The 18,121-nt window shown below is 59.6% G+C and carries 14 protein-coding genes; 6 read left to right on the forward strand and 8 right to left on the reverse strand.

The genetic code is table 11. The annotated features are described in order from the left end of the window. Positions 1-4: 4 nt before the first annotated feature. Entirely contained in the window at positions 5-811 is an 807-nt protein-coding gene (locus EGY12_RS19390; protein WP_123895050.1) for a helix-turn-helix domain-containing protein, read from the reverse strand. Between the two features lie 100 nt (positions 812-911). Between EGY12_RS19390 and EGY12_RS19395 the strand changes: the two genes are divergently transcribed. Then, entirely contained in the window at positions 912-2,069 is a 1,158-nt protein-coding gene (locus tag EGY12_RS19395) for an MFS transporter (RefSeq protein WP_123895051.1), read from the forward strand. On the opposite strand, the gene hrpA is transcribed toward EGY12_RS19395, so the two are convergent. Continuing rightward, a complete protein-coding gene (gene hrpA / locus EGY12_RS19400) occupies positions 2,047-5,934 on the reverse strand; it encodes an ATP-dependent RNA helicase HrpA (protein WP_123895052.1) in 3,888 nt (1,295 codons plus the stop codon). The genes EGY12_RS19395 and hrpA overlap by 23 nt on opposite strands. A 269-nt stretch (positions 5,935-6,203) precedes the next feature. Between hrpA and azoR the strand changes: the two genes are divergently transcribed. Next, positions 6,204-6,809: an FMN-dependent NADH-azoreductase gene (gene azoR / locus EGY12_RS19405; protein ID WP_123895053.1), complete on the forward strand. Its 606-nt coding sequence runs from the start codon at positions 6,204-6,206 to the stop codon at positions 6,807-6,809. On the opposite strand, the gene EGY12_RS23570 is transcribed toward azoR, so the two are convergent. The 4 genes from EGY12_RS23570 to EGY12_RS19425 are packed head-to-tail and all read right to left on the reverse strand — an operon-like array spanning position 6,806 to position 10,045. Further along, positions 6,806-6,922 (reverse strand): hypothetical protein, encoded by a 117-nt coding sequence (locus tag EGY12_RS23570; RefSeq protein ID WP_123895054.1) that lies wholly within the window; start codon positions 6,920-6,922, stop codon positions 6,806-6,808. The genes azoR and EGY12_RS23570 overlap by 4 nt on opposite strands. Further along, positions 6,907-7,230, reverse strand: coding sequence for a YdbL family protein (locus EGY12_RS19415; protein ID WP_123895055.1), 324 nt, complete (start codon positions 7,228-7,230; stop codon positions 6,907-6,909). Before EGY12_RS19415 ends, EGY12_RS23570 begins: the two co-directional genes overlap by 16 nt. 8 nt (positions 7,231-7,238) lie before the next feature. Next, complete coding sequence (locus tag EGY12_RS19420) at positions 7,239-7,436, reverse strand: YnbE family lipoprotein (RefSeq protein WP_123895056.1); 198 nt, start codon at positions 7,434-7,436, stop codon at positions 7,239-7,241. Beyond that, positions 7,433-10,045 (reverse strand): YdbH family protein, encoded by a 2,613-nt coding sequence (locus EGY12_RS19425; protein ID WP_123895057.1) that lies wholly within the window; start codon positions 10,043-10,045, stop codon positions 7,433-7,435. The genes EGY12_RS19420 and EGY12_RS19425 overlap by 4 nt, the downstream gene beginning before the upstream one ends. 469 nt (positions 10,046-10,514) lie before the next feature. On the opposite strand from EGY12_RS19425, the gene EGY12_RS19430 reads away from it, so the two are divergent. Both EGY12_RS19430 and hslJ read left to right on the forward strand, forming a co-directional pair. After that, the gene (locus EGY12_RS19430; RefSeq protein WP_123895058.1) at positions 10,515-11,507 is read left to right on the forward strand and encodes a 2-hydroxyacid dehydrogenase; all 993 of its coding nucleotides are present in this window, start codon (positions 10,515-10,517) and stop codon (positions 11,505-11,507) included. 50 nt (positions 11,508-11,557) lie between these two features. Then, positions 11,558-11,986, forward strand: coding sequence for a heat shock protein HslJ (gene hslJ, locus EGY12_RS19435; protein ID WP_123895059.1), 429 nt, complete (start codon positions 11,558-11,560; stop codon positions 11,984-11,986). A gap of 29 nt (positions 11,987-12,015) precedes the next feature. Here the strand turns inward: hslJ and EGY12_RS19440 are convergent, their stop codons facing one another. Next, positions 12,016-12,270, reverse strand: a complete 255-nt coding sequence (locus tag EGY12_RS19440) for a DUF333 domain-containing protein (RefSeq protein ID WP_015377999.1) — start codon at positions 12,268-12,270, stop codon at positions 12,016-12,018. Positions 12,271-12,769: 499 nt separating this feature from the next. Continuing rightward, complete coding sequence (gene ssmE / locus EGY12_RS19445) at positions 12,770-13,102, reverse strand: multidrug efflux SMR transporter SsmE (RefSeq protein WP_004930487.1); 333 nt, start codon at positions 13,100-13,102, stop codon at positions 12,770-12,772. 238 nt (positions 13,103-13,340) lie between these two features. Here ssmE and nifJ point away from each other — a divergent pair, with 238 nt between their 5' ends. Next, the gene (gene nifJ, locus EGY12_RS19450; protein WP_123895060.1) at positions 13,341-16,874 is read left to right on the forward strand and encodes a pyruvate:ferredoxin (flavodoxin) oxidoreductase; all 3,534 of its coding nucleotides are present in this window, start codon (positions 13,341-13,343) and stop codon (positions 16,872-16,874) included. 240 nt (positions 16,875-17,114) lie between these two features. Next, positions 17,115-18,035, forward strand: a complete 921-nt coding sequence (locus EGY12_RS19455) for a GNAT family N-acetyltransferase (protein WP_123895061.1) — start codon at positions 17,115-17,117, stop codon at positions 18,033-18,035. Positions 18,036-18,121 lie beyond the last annotated feature (86 nt).

Genomic DNA, 18,121 nt, shown 5'->3' on the forward strand with positions numbered 1-18,121 from the left:
TCTCTCAACGGCGCACTATGCGCCGTTGTGCTTTATCCGCCCCTTGCATATAGCGCCGCGGTGTGGTGCCGGTGAACTGACTAAAAAAGGCGATAAACGCGCTGTCGCTGGAAAACCCCAACCGCTGCGCCACCGCGCTGACCGACGGCAACGACGCCAACAGCTCGATCGCGCGCATCAGCCGCCACTGCTGGCACCACTGCTGATAGCTCAGGCCGGTTTCTCGCTGAAACAGTCGCGTCAGCGTTTTGGCGTGCAGGTTCAAGCACTGCGCCAATGCCGCCAACCCCGGCAATTCATCGCTCTCCGGCAGCGTCGCCAGCCAGGCGGCAAGACGCCTATCCTGCGGCAGCCGCAGCTGGGTATTTTCCCGCTGCGCCTCGCCCAACTCATTGATCAGCACCGCCAACAAATCACGCGCCTGGGGTTGCGCCAACGTATAGTCCAGCGGCCAGTGCGCGATGCGCTCGACGATCGCCGCCAACAGCGGGTTCACCGCCAACACCGCAGCCTGTGGCGGCATCGCGGCCGTCAGCGTCGGCTCGAAATACAACGAACGATAAGCGACGCGGCCGCGCAGCTGCACCCGGTGCGCAATGCCGCCCGGTATCCAGACGCTGCGCGTCGGTGGCAGAATCAGCCACTGCTGCGCCAACGTGACCGTCATGCACCCCTGTGGCGCATACAGTAGCTGCGAACGCTGATGCCAATGCAGCCCGGAGTCATGCTCCGCCAGTTCGGCCGCGATGCCGAGCACCGGTGCCGGCAGCCGATCCGGATCGAACGGGTGATGCTGTTGAATCAGCGCCATCAGATTGTCCTATATCTGTTGTTTTTTGTCCGGATGATTGTAATCGAACAAAACGCCGCTCCCTATACTGGCCACCTTAACTTTTAGGGAGAATGTGCAGATGCAACGCTTATCTTTACCGCTGCTCGTCACCGCCATTATGACGCCTCAGATCCTGGAAACGCTGTACAGCCCGGCGCTCACCGCCATCCGCAGCGATTTCAGCGTCAGCGCCGCACAGGCCGGACAGACGTTATCCATCTATTTCTTCGCCTTCGCCCTCGGCGTCGCCTTTTGGGGAGCCTTTTGCGATCGGTTCGGCCGCCGTCCGGCGATGCTGGCCGGCCTGGCGCTTTATCTGGTCGGCGCCGGCATCGCGCTGCTGAGCGGCAGTTTCACGCTGTTGCTGGCCGCTCGTGCGCTGATCGCCTTCGGCGCCGCGGTCGGTTCGATCGTCACGCAAACCATGCTGCGCGATGTCTATCAAGGCCCGGCGCTGGGGCGCATGTTCGCGCTGGTCGGTATCGCGCTCTCCATCAGCCCGCTGCTGGGGATGTTTGCCGGCGGCGCGCTGGTCACCTGGGGCGGCAGCGCGGCGATTTTCACCGCGCAAGCGGCCTGGGCGCTGGCGCTGCTGCTGTGGAGTTACGGCACATTGCCGGAAACGCGACAGCGGCAAACCACAAGGGCCACCGTACCGGGCATTGCCCTGACGACGATCCTGCGCGATCGGCACATCTGGTGTTCAGCACTGCTGGTCGCCAGCTTCAATATCATGGTGTTCAGCTACTTCAGCCTGGCCCCGTTCATGTTCGAAAAGCTGGGATTGGACAGCCAACAGTTTGGCTACTCGGGCGTGATGCTGGCGCTGGGCAGCCTGGCGGGAGCGCTGTTGAACCGCCATCTGCTGGCACGCGGCGTGAGCACAAAACGTCAGATCCTGTTAGGCGGTTTGCTGGCGCTGGCCAGCGGCGTGGCATTGTTCTGGTGGCAACACAGCCTGTGGATGCTGCTTCCCTGTGCGCTGGTGATGCTGGCGTTCGGGCTGGCTATCCCGAATGTGCTGAGCCAGGCGCTGACCCGCTACCGGCAGCAACTCGGCACTGCCGGTGCGTTATTCGGGCTGCTGTACTATCTGTTGATCGGCCTGGGGCTAACGATCGCGGCGCGCGGGCAGAATTTGGCCGCTACGCTGCTGCTGTGCGGTCTGTTAAGCCTGTGGTGCGCCGGCCGGTTGCCGGCCGGCGCACCTGAGCTTAGCCCGAAAGCTGCTCGATAGTTTGCAAAATGCGCTTGTCGGAGATCGGGTAAGGCGTGCCCAGTTGCTGAGCGAACAGGCTGACGCGCAGCTCTTCGATCATCCAGCGCACCGCTTTCACCTCTTCCTCCTGCTGTCGTTTCGGCGGCAGCTTGTTCAACCACTGCTGCCACGCCTGCTGCACCTGCTCCACCCGCAGCATCTGCGCGCGATCGCGGTGCGGATCGATAGCCAGTTTTTCCAACCGACGCTCGATCGCCTGCAGGTAACGCAGCGTGTCCGGCAGGCGTTTCCAGCCGTTGCCGGTAACGAAACCGCGGTAGACCAGCCCGCCGAGCTGCGTCTTGATGTCCGACAACGCCAGCGCCAACGACATGTCCACCCGGCCTTTCAGCCGTTTGTTGATGTTGAAGACCGCCGTCAGGATCTGCTCAACCTGCTTGGCCACCTCGACGACCGTGTCGTTCAACTCGGCGCGGATCTGCTCCTGCAGGCGGGCAAAACCTTCCTCTTGCCAGACCGGGCCGCCGTGCTCGGCGATCAGCTTATCGATGCCGCATGAAATACAGTCGTCGATCAGCTCCAGCACCTTGCCGTACGGGTTGAAATAAAGCCCCAGCTTGGCCTTGTTCGGCAACTTTTCATGCAGGTATTTGATCGGCGAAGGAATATTCAGCAATAGCAGGCGGCGCGTGCCTTGCCACATCGCCTGTTGCTGCTCGCTTTCACTGTCGAACAGGCGGATCGCCACGCTGTCCTTTTCATCCACCAGCGCCGGGTAAGCCTTCATCGAATAGCCGCCGCGCTTCTGCTCGTAAAACGCCGGCAGTTGGCCAAAGCTCCAGACATGCAGATTGCTCTGCTCCAGCCCGTCGTCGGCCACCGCAGACAGCGTCTCCTGCACCTTTTCTTTCAACTGCAGGCGCAACGCGGCCAGATCTTTGCCTTCGCGCAGCATCTGGTTTTTCTCGCCTACCACGCGGAAGGTCATCTTCAGGTGATCGGGCACCTGATCCCACTGCCAGTCATCACGTGACACGGTCACGCCAGTCATGCGCCGCAGCTCGCGCTCCAGCGCATCCAACAGCGGCAATTCCAGCGCCGTTACGCGGCCAAGGAACGCTTCGGCGTAGTTCGGCGCAGGCACGAAATTGCGGCGCACCGGCTTTGGCAACGACTTGATCAGCGCAATCACCAGCTCGCGACGGATGCCGGGGATCTGCCATTCAAAGCCCTGCTCCTCCACCTGGTTGAGGATCGGCAGCGGAATGTGCACCGTCACGCCGTCGGCGTCGGTGCCTGGTTCGAACTGGTAGCTCAGCCGCAGCTTAAGGTTGCCCTGATGCCAGAAGTTCGGGTAGTCGAGCGCGCTGATTTTGTTGGCGCCGTCCTTGATCAGCATCTCTTTTTCAAAGTTCAGCAGGTCTGGCTGCTGTTTGGCCGCGTTCTTCCACCAGCTGTCGAAATGACGGCCGGAAACCACGTCGTTGGGAATACGGCGATCGTAGAAGCCGAACAGCGTTTCGTCGTCCACCAAAATGTCGCGACGGCGCGATTTATGCTCCAGCTCTTCCACCTCGGCGCGCAGCTTTTGGTTGTCGCGGAAGAAGGCATGGCGCGTCTGCCAGTCGCCCTCCACCAACGCATGGCGGATAAACAGCTCGCGGCACAGCAGCGGATCGATGGAGCCGTAATTGACCTGGCGCGCCGCGACGATCGGCAAACCGAACAGCGTGACCTTTTCACTGGCCATCACCGCCCCCTGCGACTTCGACCAGTGCGGCTCGCTGTAGCTATGTTTCACCAGGTGCTGAGCCAGCGGCTCGATCCATTCCGGTTCGATGCGCGCGGCGATGCGCCCCCACAGGCGGCTGGTTTCCACCAGTTCGGCCACCATAGTCCACTTCGGCGGCTTCTTGAACAGGCCGGAACCGGGGAAGATAGAGAAACGGGCGTTGCGCGCGCCGGTAAATTCCTGTTTGTCCGCATCCTTCTGGCCGATATGCGACAGCAATCCGGTCAGCAGCGCGGTGTGCACGCTGCGGTAGTCGGAAGGCGTGCTGTTGATCGGCAGCCCCAGCTCTTTCACCACCTGGCGCAGCTGGGTATAGATATCCTGCCACTCGCGCACCCGCAGGTAGTTGAGGAAATCGTTGCGGCACAGCCGGCGGAACTGGCTGGAAGAGTTCGCTTTTTGCTGCTCCTGCAGATAATCCCACAGGTTGACGAACGCCAGGAAATCGGAGTCCTTGTCGGCAAAGCGGCGGTGTTTTTCATCCGAAGCTTGCTGCTTGTCCATCGGGCGCTCACGCGGATCCTGAATCGACAGCGCGGCGGTAATGATCATCACCTCGCGTACGCTGCCGCTCTTCTGCGCTTCCAGCACCATGCGCGCCAAACGCGGGTCGATAGGCAACTGCGCCAGCTGGCGGCCCTGCGGCGTCAGTTGATAGTGGCCGTTGTCGGCTGTGGTGATCGCCCCCAGCTCTTCCAGCAGACGCACGCCATCCTGAATGTTGCGCTTGTCCGGCGCCTCGACGAACGGAAACGCGGCGATGTCGCCCAGCCCCAGCGAGGTCATCTGCAGAATGACCGACGCCAGGTTGGTGCGCAGAATTTCCGGATCGGTAAACGCCGGCCGTGACAGGAAGTCCTGCTCGGAGTACAGACGGATGCACACCCCTTCCGATACGCGGCCACAGCGCCCTTTACGCTGGTTGGCGGAGGCCTGCGACACCGGTTCGATCGGCAGGCGCTGCACCTTGGTGCGGAAACTGTAGCGGCTGATGCGTGCGGTGCCCGGATCGATGACGTACTTGATGCCCGGCACCGTCAGCGAGGTTTCCGCCACGTTGGTGGCCAGCACGATGCGCCGGCCGTGGTGTGACTGGAACACCCGGTTCTGCTCGCTGTTCGACAGGCGCGCATACAGCGGCAGCACCTCGGTATGTGGCAGATTGAGGCGGTTCAGGGCATCGGCGGTATCGCGGATCTCACGCTCGCCGCTCATGAAGATCAAAATGTCGCCCGGACCTTCGCGCCCAAGCTCGTCCACTGCATCGAAAATCGCCTGCAGCTGATCGCGATCGGTATCGTCGCCGTCGTCGACCACCGGACGATAACGCACCTCCACCGGGTAGGTGCGGCCGGAGACCTCGATGATCGGCGCATTGTTGAAGTGGCGCGAGAAGCGCTGCGGATCGATGGTCGCCGAAGTGATGATCACCTTGAGATCCGGGCGCTTCGGCAACAGTTCGCGCAGGTAACCGAGAATAAAGTCGATGTTGAGGCTGCGTTCGTGCGCTTCATCGATGATCAGCGTGTCGTACTGCATCAGCAGGCGGTCCTGCTGAATTTCCGCCAGCAAAATGCCGTCGGTCATCAGTTTGACCAGGGTATTTTCTCCCACCTGATCGTTGAAGCGCACCTTGTAGCCGACGCTGCCACCGAGCGGGGTTTCCAGCTCGTCGGCGATGCGGTTGGCGACGGTGCGCGCCGCCAGACGGCGCGGCTGGGTATGGCCGATCAGCCCTTTCACTCCGCGCCCCAGTTCCAGACAGATCTTCGGCAGCTGGGTAGTTTTCCCCGAGCCGGTCTCCCCGGCGACGATCACCACCTGGTGATCGCGGATGGCGTTTAAAATGTCCTGCTTTTTTTGGCTGACCGGCAGGCTTTCCGGATAGGTAATGCGCGGGCAAGACGCAGCGCGCACCTGCACTCTTTGCCGCGCCGCCGCGATGTCGCTTTCTACTTCGGCGGCAACCGCCAGCTGGGCATCGGGATTTTTGATTTTTCGTGCACCCTGCAGGCGACGACGCAGGCGTTGTTGATCGCGGAGCATCAGCTCACCCAGTTGGGCCGGCAGTGCCTCGAGCGGAGATTTCACGTTCGGTATTCCTTGTTTCTTCGCCGCCAAGACCAGGCTTAGCAACGGTTTAATGTTTTTTTAGCGATTTTTTTGCTTTAGCCGCACAGCCTATCACAAACGGCTTTCTCCCCCTACTTCCGCGAGTAAAGCGTCGCCATGTCATTCAATAAAATCGAACGAAGATCTCGAAATATTGCGCTATCACTGTTGGGGGAATGTGAATAGCATGTAGTTCATGCAAGGGACGCTGAGTCCTGATGTCACTGTCACAACGTAAGGAATTATCGATGAGCAAAGTATTGGTTCTGAAATCAAGCATCCTGGCGACCTACTCTCAGTCTAACCAACTGGCCGATTTCTTCGTAGAGCAATGGAGCAACGCCCACAGCGGCGACACCATCACCGTGCGCGATCTGGCCGCACAGCCAATCCCGGTACTGGACGGTGAACTGGTCGGCGCGCTGCGTCCTTCCGATGCCCCGTTGACCCCGCGTCAACAAGAAGCGTTGGCCCTGTCGGACGAGCTGATCGCCGAGCTGCAGGCCAATGATGTCATCGTGATTGCCGCACCGATGTACAACTTCAACATCCCGACCCAGCTGAAAAACTATTTCGACCTGGTTGCCCGCGCCGGCGTGACCTTCCGCTACACCGAAAACGGTCCGGAAGGCCTGGTGAAAAACAAACGCGCCGTGATCCTGACCAGCCGCGGCGGCATCCATAAAGGCACCCCAACCGACCTGGTAGAACCTTACCTGCGTCTGTTCCTGGGCTTCATCGGCATCACCGACGTGGAGTTCATCTTCGCGGAAGGCATCGCCTACGGCCCGGAAGTGGCGACCAAAGCGCAGGAAGACGCCAAGGCGGCCCTGTCTCAGGTAGTTGCTGCCTAAGCCCCTGCCGGACACGACGCCAGTCCTGTCAAACCCGCACTACCCTCATAATAATCATCTATCCGTATCTCTTGGCGCGCCAGACGGCGCGCTTTTTTTATTTCTTCAGCCACTGGCCGTTGATGCCGCGCACATACTCGCCGCTCTGCGCCCGCGTCACCAGCTTCTGCCCGGCCATGCGCGCCACTTCGTCGACCGCGATATGGTTGCCGTCCGCCACTTCCTGATACTTCTCGGCGCGGCCGGCGTTGATGCGTTTCACCAGCGCCAGCGTTTCCGCGTCCTGCTTCACCGGCGCAATGTAGCCGCTCAGGGTTTCACCCACCCGCCCTTGCTGCTTCGCCTCATCCAGCGTCAGCGCCATCGCCAGGCTGCTAAACAACCAGGCGGCGCCGGCCAGCCACAAATAACGTTTCTTCATGTCGGCTCCTAGAACAGACCGCTTTGGGTTTTCAGCAGGTTTTCGACGTCCTTATCCACCTTGATATGAATTTCATGCTCGATCTTGACGTTCATATTGATGGTGATCGGATCCTTCGGCGTCGCCACCTCGATTCGCGGCACGCAGCCGCTCAGCAGCGAAACGCACAGCAGCGCTGCCAGCGCCGACACACTCATGATTTTCATTGTTGTTCCCCAGGTTGTGAGAGGGCCTGCTCCAGCCACTCCTGTAAATTGTCGCCGAAGCGCAAACTGCGCCACAGCTGAAACACGTTTTCCTGATGGCGATAATTCAGGATCACCTCGCGCTTGGCGCTCTTCTGCGGGTTGATGCCGTCGATGCGCGCGCTCAGCGTCAACTCGCCCAGGTTGTCGAGATCGACTCGGGCGTGCGAACGGTTGATTTCCATGTAGCGCAGCCAGTCGATCGCCGCACCGGTCGCCAGGTTGTTGCTGCCGATGGCGTCGGCCATGTCTTTGTCCAGCCGCAGCGTCAGGGTGCCGGCATTGGCGATCCAGCCGTTTTGCACCAGCCATTTCGGGTGATTCAGGAACAGCGGCAGCTCGCCGTCGACGCGGCCGGACATGGCGAACTGCTTCGGTTTCAGAGCGGTGAACAGCGCGCTGAGATCGACTTTGTCCAGCTTCAGCACCGCAGCGTCATGCTGCGGCAATCGCAGCGCCGACAGGCTGATATGCCCGTTGAGCATGTCCACGCCGACGTTGCTCAACGTCAGCGGCTGCCTTTCGCTATAGGGATAGGTACCCTGCAGATCGGCGGTGATGTTCTGCATTTCGAACAGGTTGGTGAACGATTTGATGCGCAGCGACACCGGCTGTTTGGCCCCCAGCAACCACTGATGCTGCTTGAACCGGTACGACAGGATGAAATCCAGGCCGCTCATCTCGCCGTCCTTCAGCCACATGCCGCCGTTTTTCACCACCCAGTGGCCGCCGGCTTCGAAGCCCTGCTCACGCGCGGCGGAAAACGCCGACTGCGCGTAAAATTCGCCGTCGCGCAGCGTGAGATTGAGATCCGGCGCGAGCAACGGCTGGAAAACCTTCAGCGACTGTTTCGGCCACCAGCCTTCGCCGCGCAGGCGTTCGCCGTCCCAACGGCCGCGCAGCGCGATCGGCCCGATCTGCTGCGCCTGCAGTTTGCCCTGCAGCTGGAAACTGTCCGGCGAACGGCCGTTCAGCTGCAGTACCAGCACCGGCGCCGGCAGATGGCCGCCATCGCTGAAACTGACCTTATCCGCCGCCAGCTGCAGCTCGCCGTTGAACTGCAGATTTTGTTCATCGCGCCGCCAGCGCAGCGGTTGGTTGAGGCTCAGGCGCGGCGCGGCGACCGTCACCAGACCGTACTTCAATTTGTCGAAGCCGGTGGAGAGTTTGTCGAGCACCAGCTCGCTGTCCCGCCAGCGGCCGCTGCCGGCAACGTCCCAGGCGGCCTGCAGCGGCGGCAAGCGGCCGTTGCCCCAGTAGCGCCACTGCCAGTCACCCTTGTCCGGCCAGAAATCCTGCGCCTGGCCGTCCAGGTGTAGCTTGAAGCGCCCCCAATAACTGTCGCTGGCGCTCAAAATTGCCTGCAGGCGGCCGGTGATTCCGGCGGCGGTCACCTTCACGCCCGCCAGCGGTAAACGCGCCTCTTCCAGCTTCATTTCCGGCGTCACTTTGCCCCACAGGCGCAGCAACGACCCCGGCTGCAGCACCAGCGTCGGGTTAAGAATGCTGCCGCCGATCACGCCCGGGATCGACGCAGTGGTGGAAAAATCGGCCAGATTGGCCTGGCCGGTCAGCTGGAAACGCAGATCGCTGTCGGTCAAACCCACTTTGCCCGGCCCGAGGGTGAGCACCGCATTGCCCTTACCGTTGTGGCCGGCGGTGATCACGTTCAGCCGCGCGCTGATTTCCGTTTCATCCAATCCTTTGCTCCAATCGTGCAGCGCGATGCTCAGGCCTCCGTTCAACGGCTGCCCGCTGTACGGCCAACGCCACTCGCCCTGCTTGATGCTGACCCGCTGCGGCGTGACCTCCCACGGCAACACCGCCAGCGGGCGATCGTCGTCTTTTTCACTCAGCGTCAACACGCCCTGCTGCTGTTGCCAACGCATGTCCAGCAACACCGGTTTTTTCAGATAAGCAGTCTGCATTTCCCCCTGCAGCGCGCCTTGCGTCGGCAGGCTGGCCAAATCCAGCGGAATGGTTATCTTGCCGGCGAGGTGCAGCGGCTGCGCGCTGTTGGGCGGGACGACGGTCAGGCTTTGCAACGTCAGCTGCTGTTTTTCATCCAGCTGCGCCTCGGCGCTGAGATTCGGCCCATGATAATGCAGGCGTTGCCCGCCAGAGCCGGAGGAAAGCTGCAGCTTGCCGGCATAGCGCTGCCAGGGAATGAGCGTCAGATCATTAATGGTGAGATCCAGCGGCGGCAGCTGTTGCTGCAGTTGGTCAAGCGCCAGCGGGGCGCTGTTGGCGCCGCCGCCCGGCAGTTTTGATAAACAGGCGCTGTCGACGCTGACCTTATCGCTCGACAGCTGCCAGCGGCCTTGGCGATAAGCCAACCGCGTCGGCCCGACGTTGGCCAGCAGGCAATCTTGCGCGGTGAAACGCGCCCCCGCCAACGCCAGACCGCCTTGGCGCCAGTGCAATTTGCCCTGCAATTCCAGCCGGCTCCCCGCCGGCAACCAATGCGATAGCACCCCCGGCAGCCAGCGCGGCAAGGTTTGCCACAACGCCAGCACCAGAATTGCGCAACCTGCCACCGTCCCTATGATTACTTTCAATCGCCTGGTCATTAAATGATTGCTTCGTTCCTGAGTTAGGCATTCGTTAAGTCTATGCCTGAATTGACAATAATGATGGCACGAATTTGACATAGGGTGAAGCTGAGCGCGGTCACAGAGGCGATTTGCACCTTTTTGACGCAAACGTATGCGGGGTTGTAGATTTTCGTTACATATACATCACATAAATAGGACAGTTTTCAGACTTTTGTTATTGTCGTTACCCTTGATGATTAATAGTCTTGCAACCATTCTAATAAAAGTTTAGCTGCTAGCTAACTGTGTACTAGAGAAGCCATTCCCCACACCCCCGTGGGGATTTTTTTGCCGCCTGCGGGCACCGTCGCCTTCCCTCCACCGTATCACGTCCCCCACAGCTGCCCGGCAGCGGCCATGTCGCCCGCGTCGAGAAGGGCTAACCAATTGTCGAATTTACTAAAATCTGTTAAATTGATCACAAAATCACGGTGGAGAAACCACGATGAAATTGGCGATATACAGTACTAAACAGTACGACCGTAAATATCTCGAACTGGTGAATCAGCAGTTTGGTTATGAACTGGAGTTCTTCGACTTTTTACTCAGCAAGAAAACCGCCAAAACAGCCGCCGGTTGCAAGGCGGTGTGTATCTTCGTCAACGACGACGGCAGCCGTGAAGTGCTCGAAGAACTGGCGGCGCTGGGCGTCGAGATCCTCGCTCTGCGCTGCGCCGGTTTCAATAACGTCGATCTGGACGCCGCCAAAGCGCTGGGCATCAAAGTGGTGCGCGTGCCGGCCTATTCGCCGGAGGCCGTGGCAGAGCACGCGGTAGGCATGATGATGTGCCTGAATCGCCGTATTCACCGCGCCTATCAACGCACCCGCGACGCCAACTTCTCGCTGGAAGGGCTGATCGGCTTTAACATGCACAACCGCACCGCCGGCGTGATCGGCACCGGTAAAATCGGCGTGGCGACGATACGTATTCTTAAAGGCTTCGGCATGAAGCTACTGGCCTACGATCCGTTCCCGAGCGAACAGGCGCTGGCGCTGGGCGCAGAGTATGTCGATCTGAAAACGCTGTACGCGCAGTCCGACGTGATCACCCTGCACTGCCCGTTGACGCCGGAAAACCACCATCTGCTGAATGCCGACGCCTTCGCGATGATGAAAAACGGCGTAATGGTGATCAACACCAGCCGCGGCGCGCTGATCGACTCCACCGCCGCCATCGACGCACTGAAGCAGCAGAAAATCGGCGCGCTGGGGATGGACGTTTACGAGAACGAACGCGATCTGTTCTTCGAAGACAAGTCGAACGACGTGATTCAGGACGACGTGTTCCGCCGCCTTTCGGCCTGCCACAACGTGCTGTTCACCGGCCATCAGGCTTTCCTGACCGAAGAGGCGCTGACCAGCATTTCGCAAACCACGTTGCAGAACATCAGCCAGTTGGATCGCGGCGAAGCTTGCCCGAACCTGTTGAACGCCTGAGCGTAACGTCAGGGCGCCCTTGTGGCGCCCTGTTTATTTGAGAGAAAGCGATGAGAAAGACCACGATGGCCGCCCTTGCGGCACTGGCCTTAGCGGGGTGCAGCATGAAACCACACACGGCCGTCACGCCAGGCGATCTGTTGCATCACAACTTCGTGTTGCAGAGCGTGGATGGCGAAGCGGCAAAATCACCGGCAGGCGGCGGCCTGCTGAATCTGGAGTTCGGCGAGAGCCTGCATGTCTCCGGCGCGATGTGCAACCGCTTCTTCGGCCAGGGGCAATTACGCGACGGCGTGCTGACGGTGAAACCGCTGGCGACCACGCGCAAACTGTGCCCCGATGAGCAACGCAACCGCTGGGATCGAATAATTGGCACCGTGCTGGAAAACGGTGCCCAAGTGACGCTAAACGCCCAGCAGCTGATGCTTAAGGGCAGCGGCCATACACTTGTCTATACCCTGCGCGATTGGGTGTATTGATTCTGCACGCCAGGCCTGGCGCCGCGGGATTACCCGGCGCAGCTGCCCAAGCCCAGCGTGCGTTCTTCGCACTGCTTGCCGTTCGGCATCTGGCACATGCGCAGCGCTTCACCGTTCAGGTTATGCGCGATGGTGGTGACGCCGCCGACCGCCGCGCAACCGGCGCTGGTCTGCAACGTATTGATTCTGGCACTGTTGCCCTGCTGTACTGGCTCTTCGTTATTGCTGCTGCAGGCGGCTAAAAGCAGCACGGCGCTGGCAAGCAGCCATTTTGATGTCGTCATTATCCCACTCCTGAACCCGGAACTGCGCTGTGTAAAATCGCCATTGCTGATAACGCGCGTCACTTGGCGGACACGTTTCGCTATCTTTGATGCAAACTTGTTTAATCTAGCTCGATATATAAATAATGAAAATATATTCCAGCCATTATTTGTCGTTTTTTTGCGCCGGCGGGACATTTATTTTGTTTGCAGAATATTTCCGTACCGGCGCGCGGCGCCAAACGTGACGGCGCCACTCGCTGCCAGGCCCCGCCCGCCCGCAGAAAGTGATAACGTCACCGCGGCCGATGAGGCGTTTTCTCCCGCGATATCGGTATTAATTATCTTCGCGTGCTTTCAGTGAGAGGGCGCATTTTTTGCTACCGGAGAGGATGATATTTGCGTCTATGCTGACGGCGCTAAGTAATTAGCATTCCACTATTTTCAGTGAATGATGGCTGAATTCTTCAACCGGCGCGACTTGCTGTCACGCCGGACTTTTTTCACATTAAAATAACACTCAGTGCACCGAGGCTTTGGACAGTAAATTAATCACCAGCACGCCGGCAATAATTAATCCCATGCCGACGATCGCCGGCCAATCCAATTTTTGCTGATAAACGAATACCGCGGCGACCGACACCAGCACGATGCCCATGCCCGACCAGATCGCATATACGATGCCCAGCGGCATGCTTTTGACCACCATGGACAGCCCCCAAAATGCCACGCCGTAGCCCAGCACCACCAGCAGCGATGGCCACAGGCGGGTAAAGCCCTCGGAGGCTTTCAACATGGTGGTGGCGATCACTTCCGCGACTATCGCCATCGTCAAATACATAAATGCGCTCATGCTTTTCTTCTGTCAGTTTACCGATGCGCAATTATGACGCGCCGGCAATAAATTGTCTTTAAACGGTGAAAACAATTTATTGTCGCTGCCCCACAATCGACGAGTAAATACGCCTTTGACGATTTATCACTCGCCACACAAACACGATAAAGCCACGTTCAAACCCTCTGTTAGACTTTTTTCCATTACTGCGAAAGTGCGCTTTCGCGGCTTTGTGAGCAATGAAAAGGTAACGTCGATGATAACTACAGATGGTAATAATGCAGTCGCTTCCGTGGCCTATCGCACCAACGAAGTGATTGCCATCTACCCTATCACGCCGAGTTCCACCATGGCGGAACAGGCGGATGCCTGGTCCGGCGATGGCCGGCAAAACATCTGGGGCGACATCCCGCGGGTGGTGGAAATGCAGTCGGAAGGCGGCGCGATCGCCACCGTGCACGGCGCCTTGCAAACCGGCGCGCTGTCAACCTCGTTCACCTCATCGCAGGGTCTGCTGTTGATGATCCCGACGCTATACAAACTGGCCGGCGAGCTGACGCCGTTTGTGCTGCACGTCGCCGCGCGCACCGTGGCCACGCACGCGCTGTCTATCTTCGGCGACCATTCGGACGTGATGGCGGTGCGCCAGACCGGCTGCGCCATGCTGTGTGCCGGCAGCGTGCAAGAAGCGCAGGACTTCGCGCTGATCTCGCAGACCGCCACCCTCAACGCACGCGTGCCGTTCATCCATTTCTTCGACGGGTTCCGCACCTCGCACGAAATCAACAAGATCGTGCCGCTCAGCGACGATACGCTGCGGCAAATGTTGCCACAGGCGGCGATCGACGCTCACCGAAGCCGGGCGCTGTCGCCGGATCATCCGGTGGTGCGCGGCACTTCCGCTAACCCGGACACCTATTTCCAGTCACGCGAAGCCACCAACCCGTGGTATGACGCCACCGGCCAACACGTGATCGACGCCATGGAGGCCTTCGCCGCCCTCACCGGCCGTCACTATCGGCCGTTCGACTATTACGGCCATCCTCAAGCCGAGCGCGTGGTGGTGGTGATGGGATCTGCCGCCGGAACCTGCGAAGAGGTGATAGACACCCTGCTGACCCGCGGCGAGAAAGTCGGCGTGCTGAAGGTGCGGCTGTTCCGGCCATTCTCCGCCCAACATCTGCTCGGCGCGCTGCCGGACAGCGTGCGCGGCGTCGCGGTGCTCGATCGCACCAAAGAACCGGGCGCGCTGGCCGAGCCGCTGTATCTGGACGTAATGACCGCGCTGGCGGAAGCCTACAGCCGGGGTGAGCGCGCCACGCTGCCGCGGGTGATCGGCGGCCGTTACGGCCTGTCGTCGAAAGAGTTCGGCCCGGACTGTGCGCTGGCGGTGTTCCGCGAGCTGGCGCAGCCGCAGCCGCGCCCGCGCTTTACCGTCGGCATCTTCGATGATGTCACCGGGCTTTCGCTGCCCCTGAGCGACGAAATCCTGCCGCAGCGCGCCTCGCTGGAAGCGCTGTTCTACGGTTTGGGCAGCGACGGCTCGGTCTCGGCCACCAAGAACAACATCAAGATCATCGGCAACGCCACGCCGCTGTATGCCCAAGGCTACTTCGTCTACGACTCCAAAAAGGCCGGTGGCCTGACGGTGTCGCACCTGCGTGTCAGCGAGCAGCCGATCAACTCGGCCTACCTGGTCAGCCGAGCGGACTTCGTCGGCTGCCACCAGCTGCAGTTTATCGATAAGTACCAGATGGTTGAACGCCTGAAACCCGGCGGCACCTTCCTGCTCAATACCCCGTACGGTGCCGATGAGGTCTGGTCGCGTCTGCCGCAGGAGGTTCAGGCGCTGTTGCATCAACGCCAGGCGCGTTTCTATATCATCAACGCCGCCAAGCTGGCGCGCGAATGTCGGCTCGGCGCGCGCATCAACACCGTGATGCAGATGGCGTTCTTCCACCTGACGCAGATCCTGCCGAGCGACGTAGCGCTGCAACAGCTGCAGGACGCCATCACCCGCAGCTACAGCAGCAAGGGCCAGGAGATCGTCGAGCGCAACTGGCAGGCGCTGGGCGCCACCCGCGCCGCGCTGACCGAGATCCCGCTGCAGCCGGTCGACGCCAGCAGCCCGATGCGTCCGCCGGTGGTGTCGGACGCCGCGCCTGACTTCGTTAAAACCGTTACCGCCGCGATGCTGGCCGGGTTAGGCGATGCCCTGCCGGTTTCCGCCTTCCCGCCGGACGGCACCTGGCCGGTGGGCACCACCCAGTGGGAGAAGCGCAACATCGCCGAAGAGATCCCGGTCTGGCAGCCCGACCTGTGTACCCAATGCAACCACTGCGTCGCCGCCTGCCCGCACTCCGCCATTCGCGCCAAGGTGGTTCAGCCGGCGGAGATGGAACACGCCCCCGCCACTCTGCAGTCTCTGGATGTCAAAGCGCGCGATATGCGTGGCCAGAAATACGTGCTGCAGGTAGCGCCAGAGGACTGCACCGGCTGTAACCTGTGCGTCGAAGTCTGCCCGGCGAAAGATCGCCAGAACCCGGAGATCAAGGCCATCAACATGGTTTCGCGCCTCGATAATCTGGCAGCGGAAAAAGACAACTACGATTTCTTCCTGCAGCTGCCGGAAATCGATCCGACGCAGCTGGAGCGTATCGACATTCGCACCTCGCAGCTGATCACACCGCTGTTCGAGTACTCCGGCGCCTGCTCCGGCTGCGGCGAAACGCCGTACATCAAGCTGTTGACCCAGCTCTATGGCGACCGTCTGCTGATCGCCAACGCCACCGGCTGTTCATCGATCTACGGCGGCAATCTGCCGACCACGCCATACACCACCAACGCCGAAGGGCGCGGGCCGGCGTGGGCCAACTCCCTGTTCGAAGACAACGCCGAATTCGGCCTGGGCTTCCGTCTGACCGTCGATCAACATCGTGCGCGGGTGCTGCGCCTGCTGGATTCGCTGGCGCCGCAGTTGCCGGATCAGTTGGTCAATGCCCTGCGGATGGAAGACGTGGCGCCGGAGCCGCGGCGCAAGCAAATCGCCGAATTGCGCACGCTGTTGGCGAGTCTCGAAGGCGAAGACGCACGCCAGCTGGCAGCGGACGCCGACTATTTGGTGGATAAATCCATTTGGCTGATCGGCGGTGACGGCTGGGCCTACGACATCGGTTTCGGCGGTTTGGATCATGTGCTCAGCCTGACGGAAAACGTCAACGTACTGGTACTCGACACCCAATGCTATTCCAACACCGGCGGCCAGCAGTCGAAGGCCACGCCACTCGGCGCGGTGACCAAATTCGGCGAACACGGCAAGCGCAAGGCGCGCAAGGACTTGGGTGTCAGCATGATGATGTATGGCCATGTCTACGTCGCGCAGATCTCGCTGGGGGCGCAGCTTAACCAAACGGTGAAAGCGATTCAGGAGGCCGAGGCCTATCCGGGGCCGTCGCTGATCATCGCCTACAGCCCGTGCGAAGAGCACGGCTACGATCTGGCGCTCAGTCATGATCAGATGAAACAGCTGACCGCCACCGGCTTCTGGCCGCTGTACCGCTTCGATCCGCGCCGCAGCGCCGAAGGCAAGGCCGCATTGGCGCTGGACTCCCGGCCGCCGAACAGCAGCCTGACGGAGACGCTGCTGAAAGAACAGCGTTTCCGTCGCCTGAACTCGCAGCAGCCGGAGGTGGCCAACGCGCTGTATCAGGCCGCCGAGAAAGAACTGCAGGAGAAATACGACTTCCTCAGCCTGCTGGCCGGCAAGGCGGAAAAATCCGCCGCAGAATAACCATCAGGGCGCGAGCGATTCGCGCCCTGTTTTTTTACCGCGCGTGAAACGTTAACGGCAAAACTTACTTATCAACAAATAATCAACAGTGATGGTTATCGTTTTCAAGAATTGACATTCTGAATGCTAATATTTAACCAAAACGGCAATAAGCATAAAAATGCGAGCTGTGACCCTTAATTTTTGTGTTGATGGCGTGTATACTCCCTGCCGCTGAATACTGACGATAAAAAAATAATCATGATACGGAAATTACTTTCTTTCGCCGGGGGTTGGCGTAAAGGCACAGCAGAAGAATATAGAGCATGTTACAACCTTTATGGCGGCAGTTTTGTCACTCATCCTGACGTTTTAAACTTCATGCAACGTCAGTTAAATCTGCGGCACAAGTACTACGTCATGCACGCCCCCAATGGCGCACTCCTCGGTGGTTTCTGCACCAATGGTAATAAAGAAATCGCCATCGTTGGCCGAGGTTCTAAAAAAATCGGCATCGATAGCTTCATGTTTAATAAAGACGAAATGATTTTACCGATCAATCGTCGGATTAAAACGCTTATTCCCTATCGGTCTAAAATTCTTTCTTCCATCAATGGCCATTCCGTTATTAACTCAACGTTTTCGCTGAACAGCCAAAGAGAGATATGCCTCGCGAAAACCTGCGGCAAGGGCGGCTATTCATCCTCGACCAAGAACAGCAGAAACCGCGAATTAAAAAAATTCCTAAATTCCGGAGGCGATATCGTGGATCAGGCGCTATTAACGCCGGTCCAGCTGGCGGACATTTATTTGGAGCTGTTTGAGAAGCGTTGGGGAGTCAAACCCGATAACAAGCAACAAATGGTTGATATGATTACGTCGCTGCGTGACATGATATTCGGCTATGTGTTGTTTTATAACGGCCAGCCCTGTGCATTCCAGTTCATAACCAGGGCGGACAGCCCCAAATGGATTTGCTTTGACTATGTCAACGGGGGGTATGATCGCGAACAGGATGGTTTTTGTCCAGGAACCATCGTCACCTGGTTAAACGTTCGGGCCGCCTATGAGCTCTGCGAGCGGGAAGGTAAAGAAATGCGCTATTCCTTCGGCAAACCAACGGCGCCGTATAAAGACCGCTGGTGCGAGCGCGCGCCGCTGGGACGCACGCTGGCGGTGTAAGCCGCCAGCCGTTTTTAGCTCTGCACGCCCCTTCCCCAAACGTTATTCCGATCCTGCAATCTCCGTCTGGGCGAATCTGTCGCTAA

The organism is Serratia sp. FDAARGOS_506, from assembly GCF_003812745.1.
Classification (GTDB): Bacteria; Pseudomonadota; Gammaproteobacteria; order Enterobacterales; family Enterobacteriaceae; genus Serratia.

Excerpts from the sequence above, each read along its gene's own strand:
- EGY12_RS19415 (WP_123895055.1), bottom strand. The coding sequence starts at position 7,230 with ATGAAGAAACGTTATTTGTGGCTGGCCGGCGCCGCCTGGTTGTTTAGC.
- EGY12_RS19420 (WP_123895056.1), bottom strand. The coding sequence starts at position 7,436 with ATGAAAATCATGAGTGTGTCGGCGCTGGCAGCGCTGCTGTGCGTTTCG.
- EGY12_RS19440 (WP_015377999.1), bottom strand. The coding sequence starts at position 12,270 with ATGACGACATCAAAATGGCTGCTTGCCAGCGCCGTGCTGCTTTTAGCC.
- azoR (WP_123895053.1), top strand. The coding sequence starts at position 6,204 with ATGAGCAAAGTATTGGTTCTGAAATCAAGCATCCTGGCGACCTACTCT.
- nifJ (WP_123895060.1), top strand. The coding sequence starts at position 13,341 with ATGATAACTACAGATGGTAATAATGCAGTCGCTTCCGTGGCCTATCGC.
- EGY12_RS19390 (WP_123895050.1), bottom strand. The coding sequence starts at position 811 with ATGGCGCTGATTCAACAGCATCACCCGTTCGATCCGGATCGGCTGCCG.
- EGY12_RS19395 (WP_123895051.1), top strand. The coding sequence starts at position 912 with ATGCAACGCTTATCTTTACCGCTGCTCGTCACCGCCATTATGACGCCT.
- EGY12_RS19430 (WP_123895058.1), top strand. The coding sequence starts at position 10,515 with ATGAAATTGGCGATATACAGTACTAAACAGTACGACCGTAAATATCTC.
- EGY12_RS19425 (WP_123895057.1), bottom strand. The coding sequence starts at position 10,045 with ATGACCAGGCGATTGAAAGTAATCATAGGGACGGTGGCAGGTTGCGCA.
- ssmE (WP_004930487.1), bottom strand. The coding sequence starts at position 13,102 with ATGAGCGCATTTATGTATTTGACGATGGCGATAGTCGCGGAAGTGATC.
- EGY12_RS19455 (WP_123895061.1), top strand. The coding sequence starts at position 17,115 with ATGATACGGAAATTACTTTCTTTCGCCGGGGGTTGGCGTAAAGGCACA.
- hslJ (WP_123895059.1), top strand. The coding sequence starts at position 11,558 with ATGAGAAAGACCACGATGGCCGCCCTTGCGGCACTGGCCTTAGCGGGG.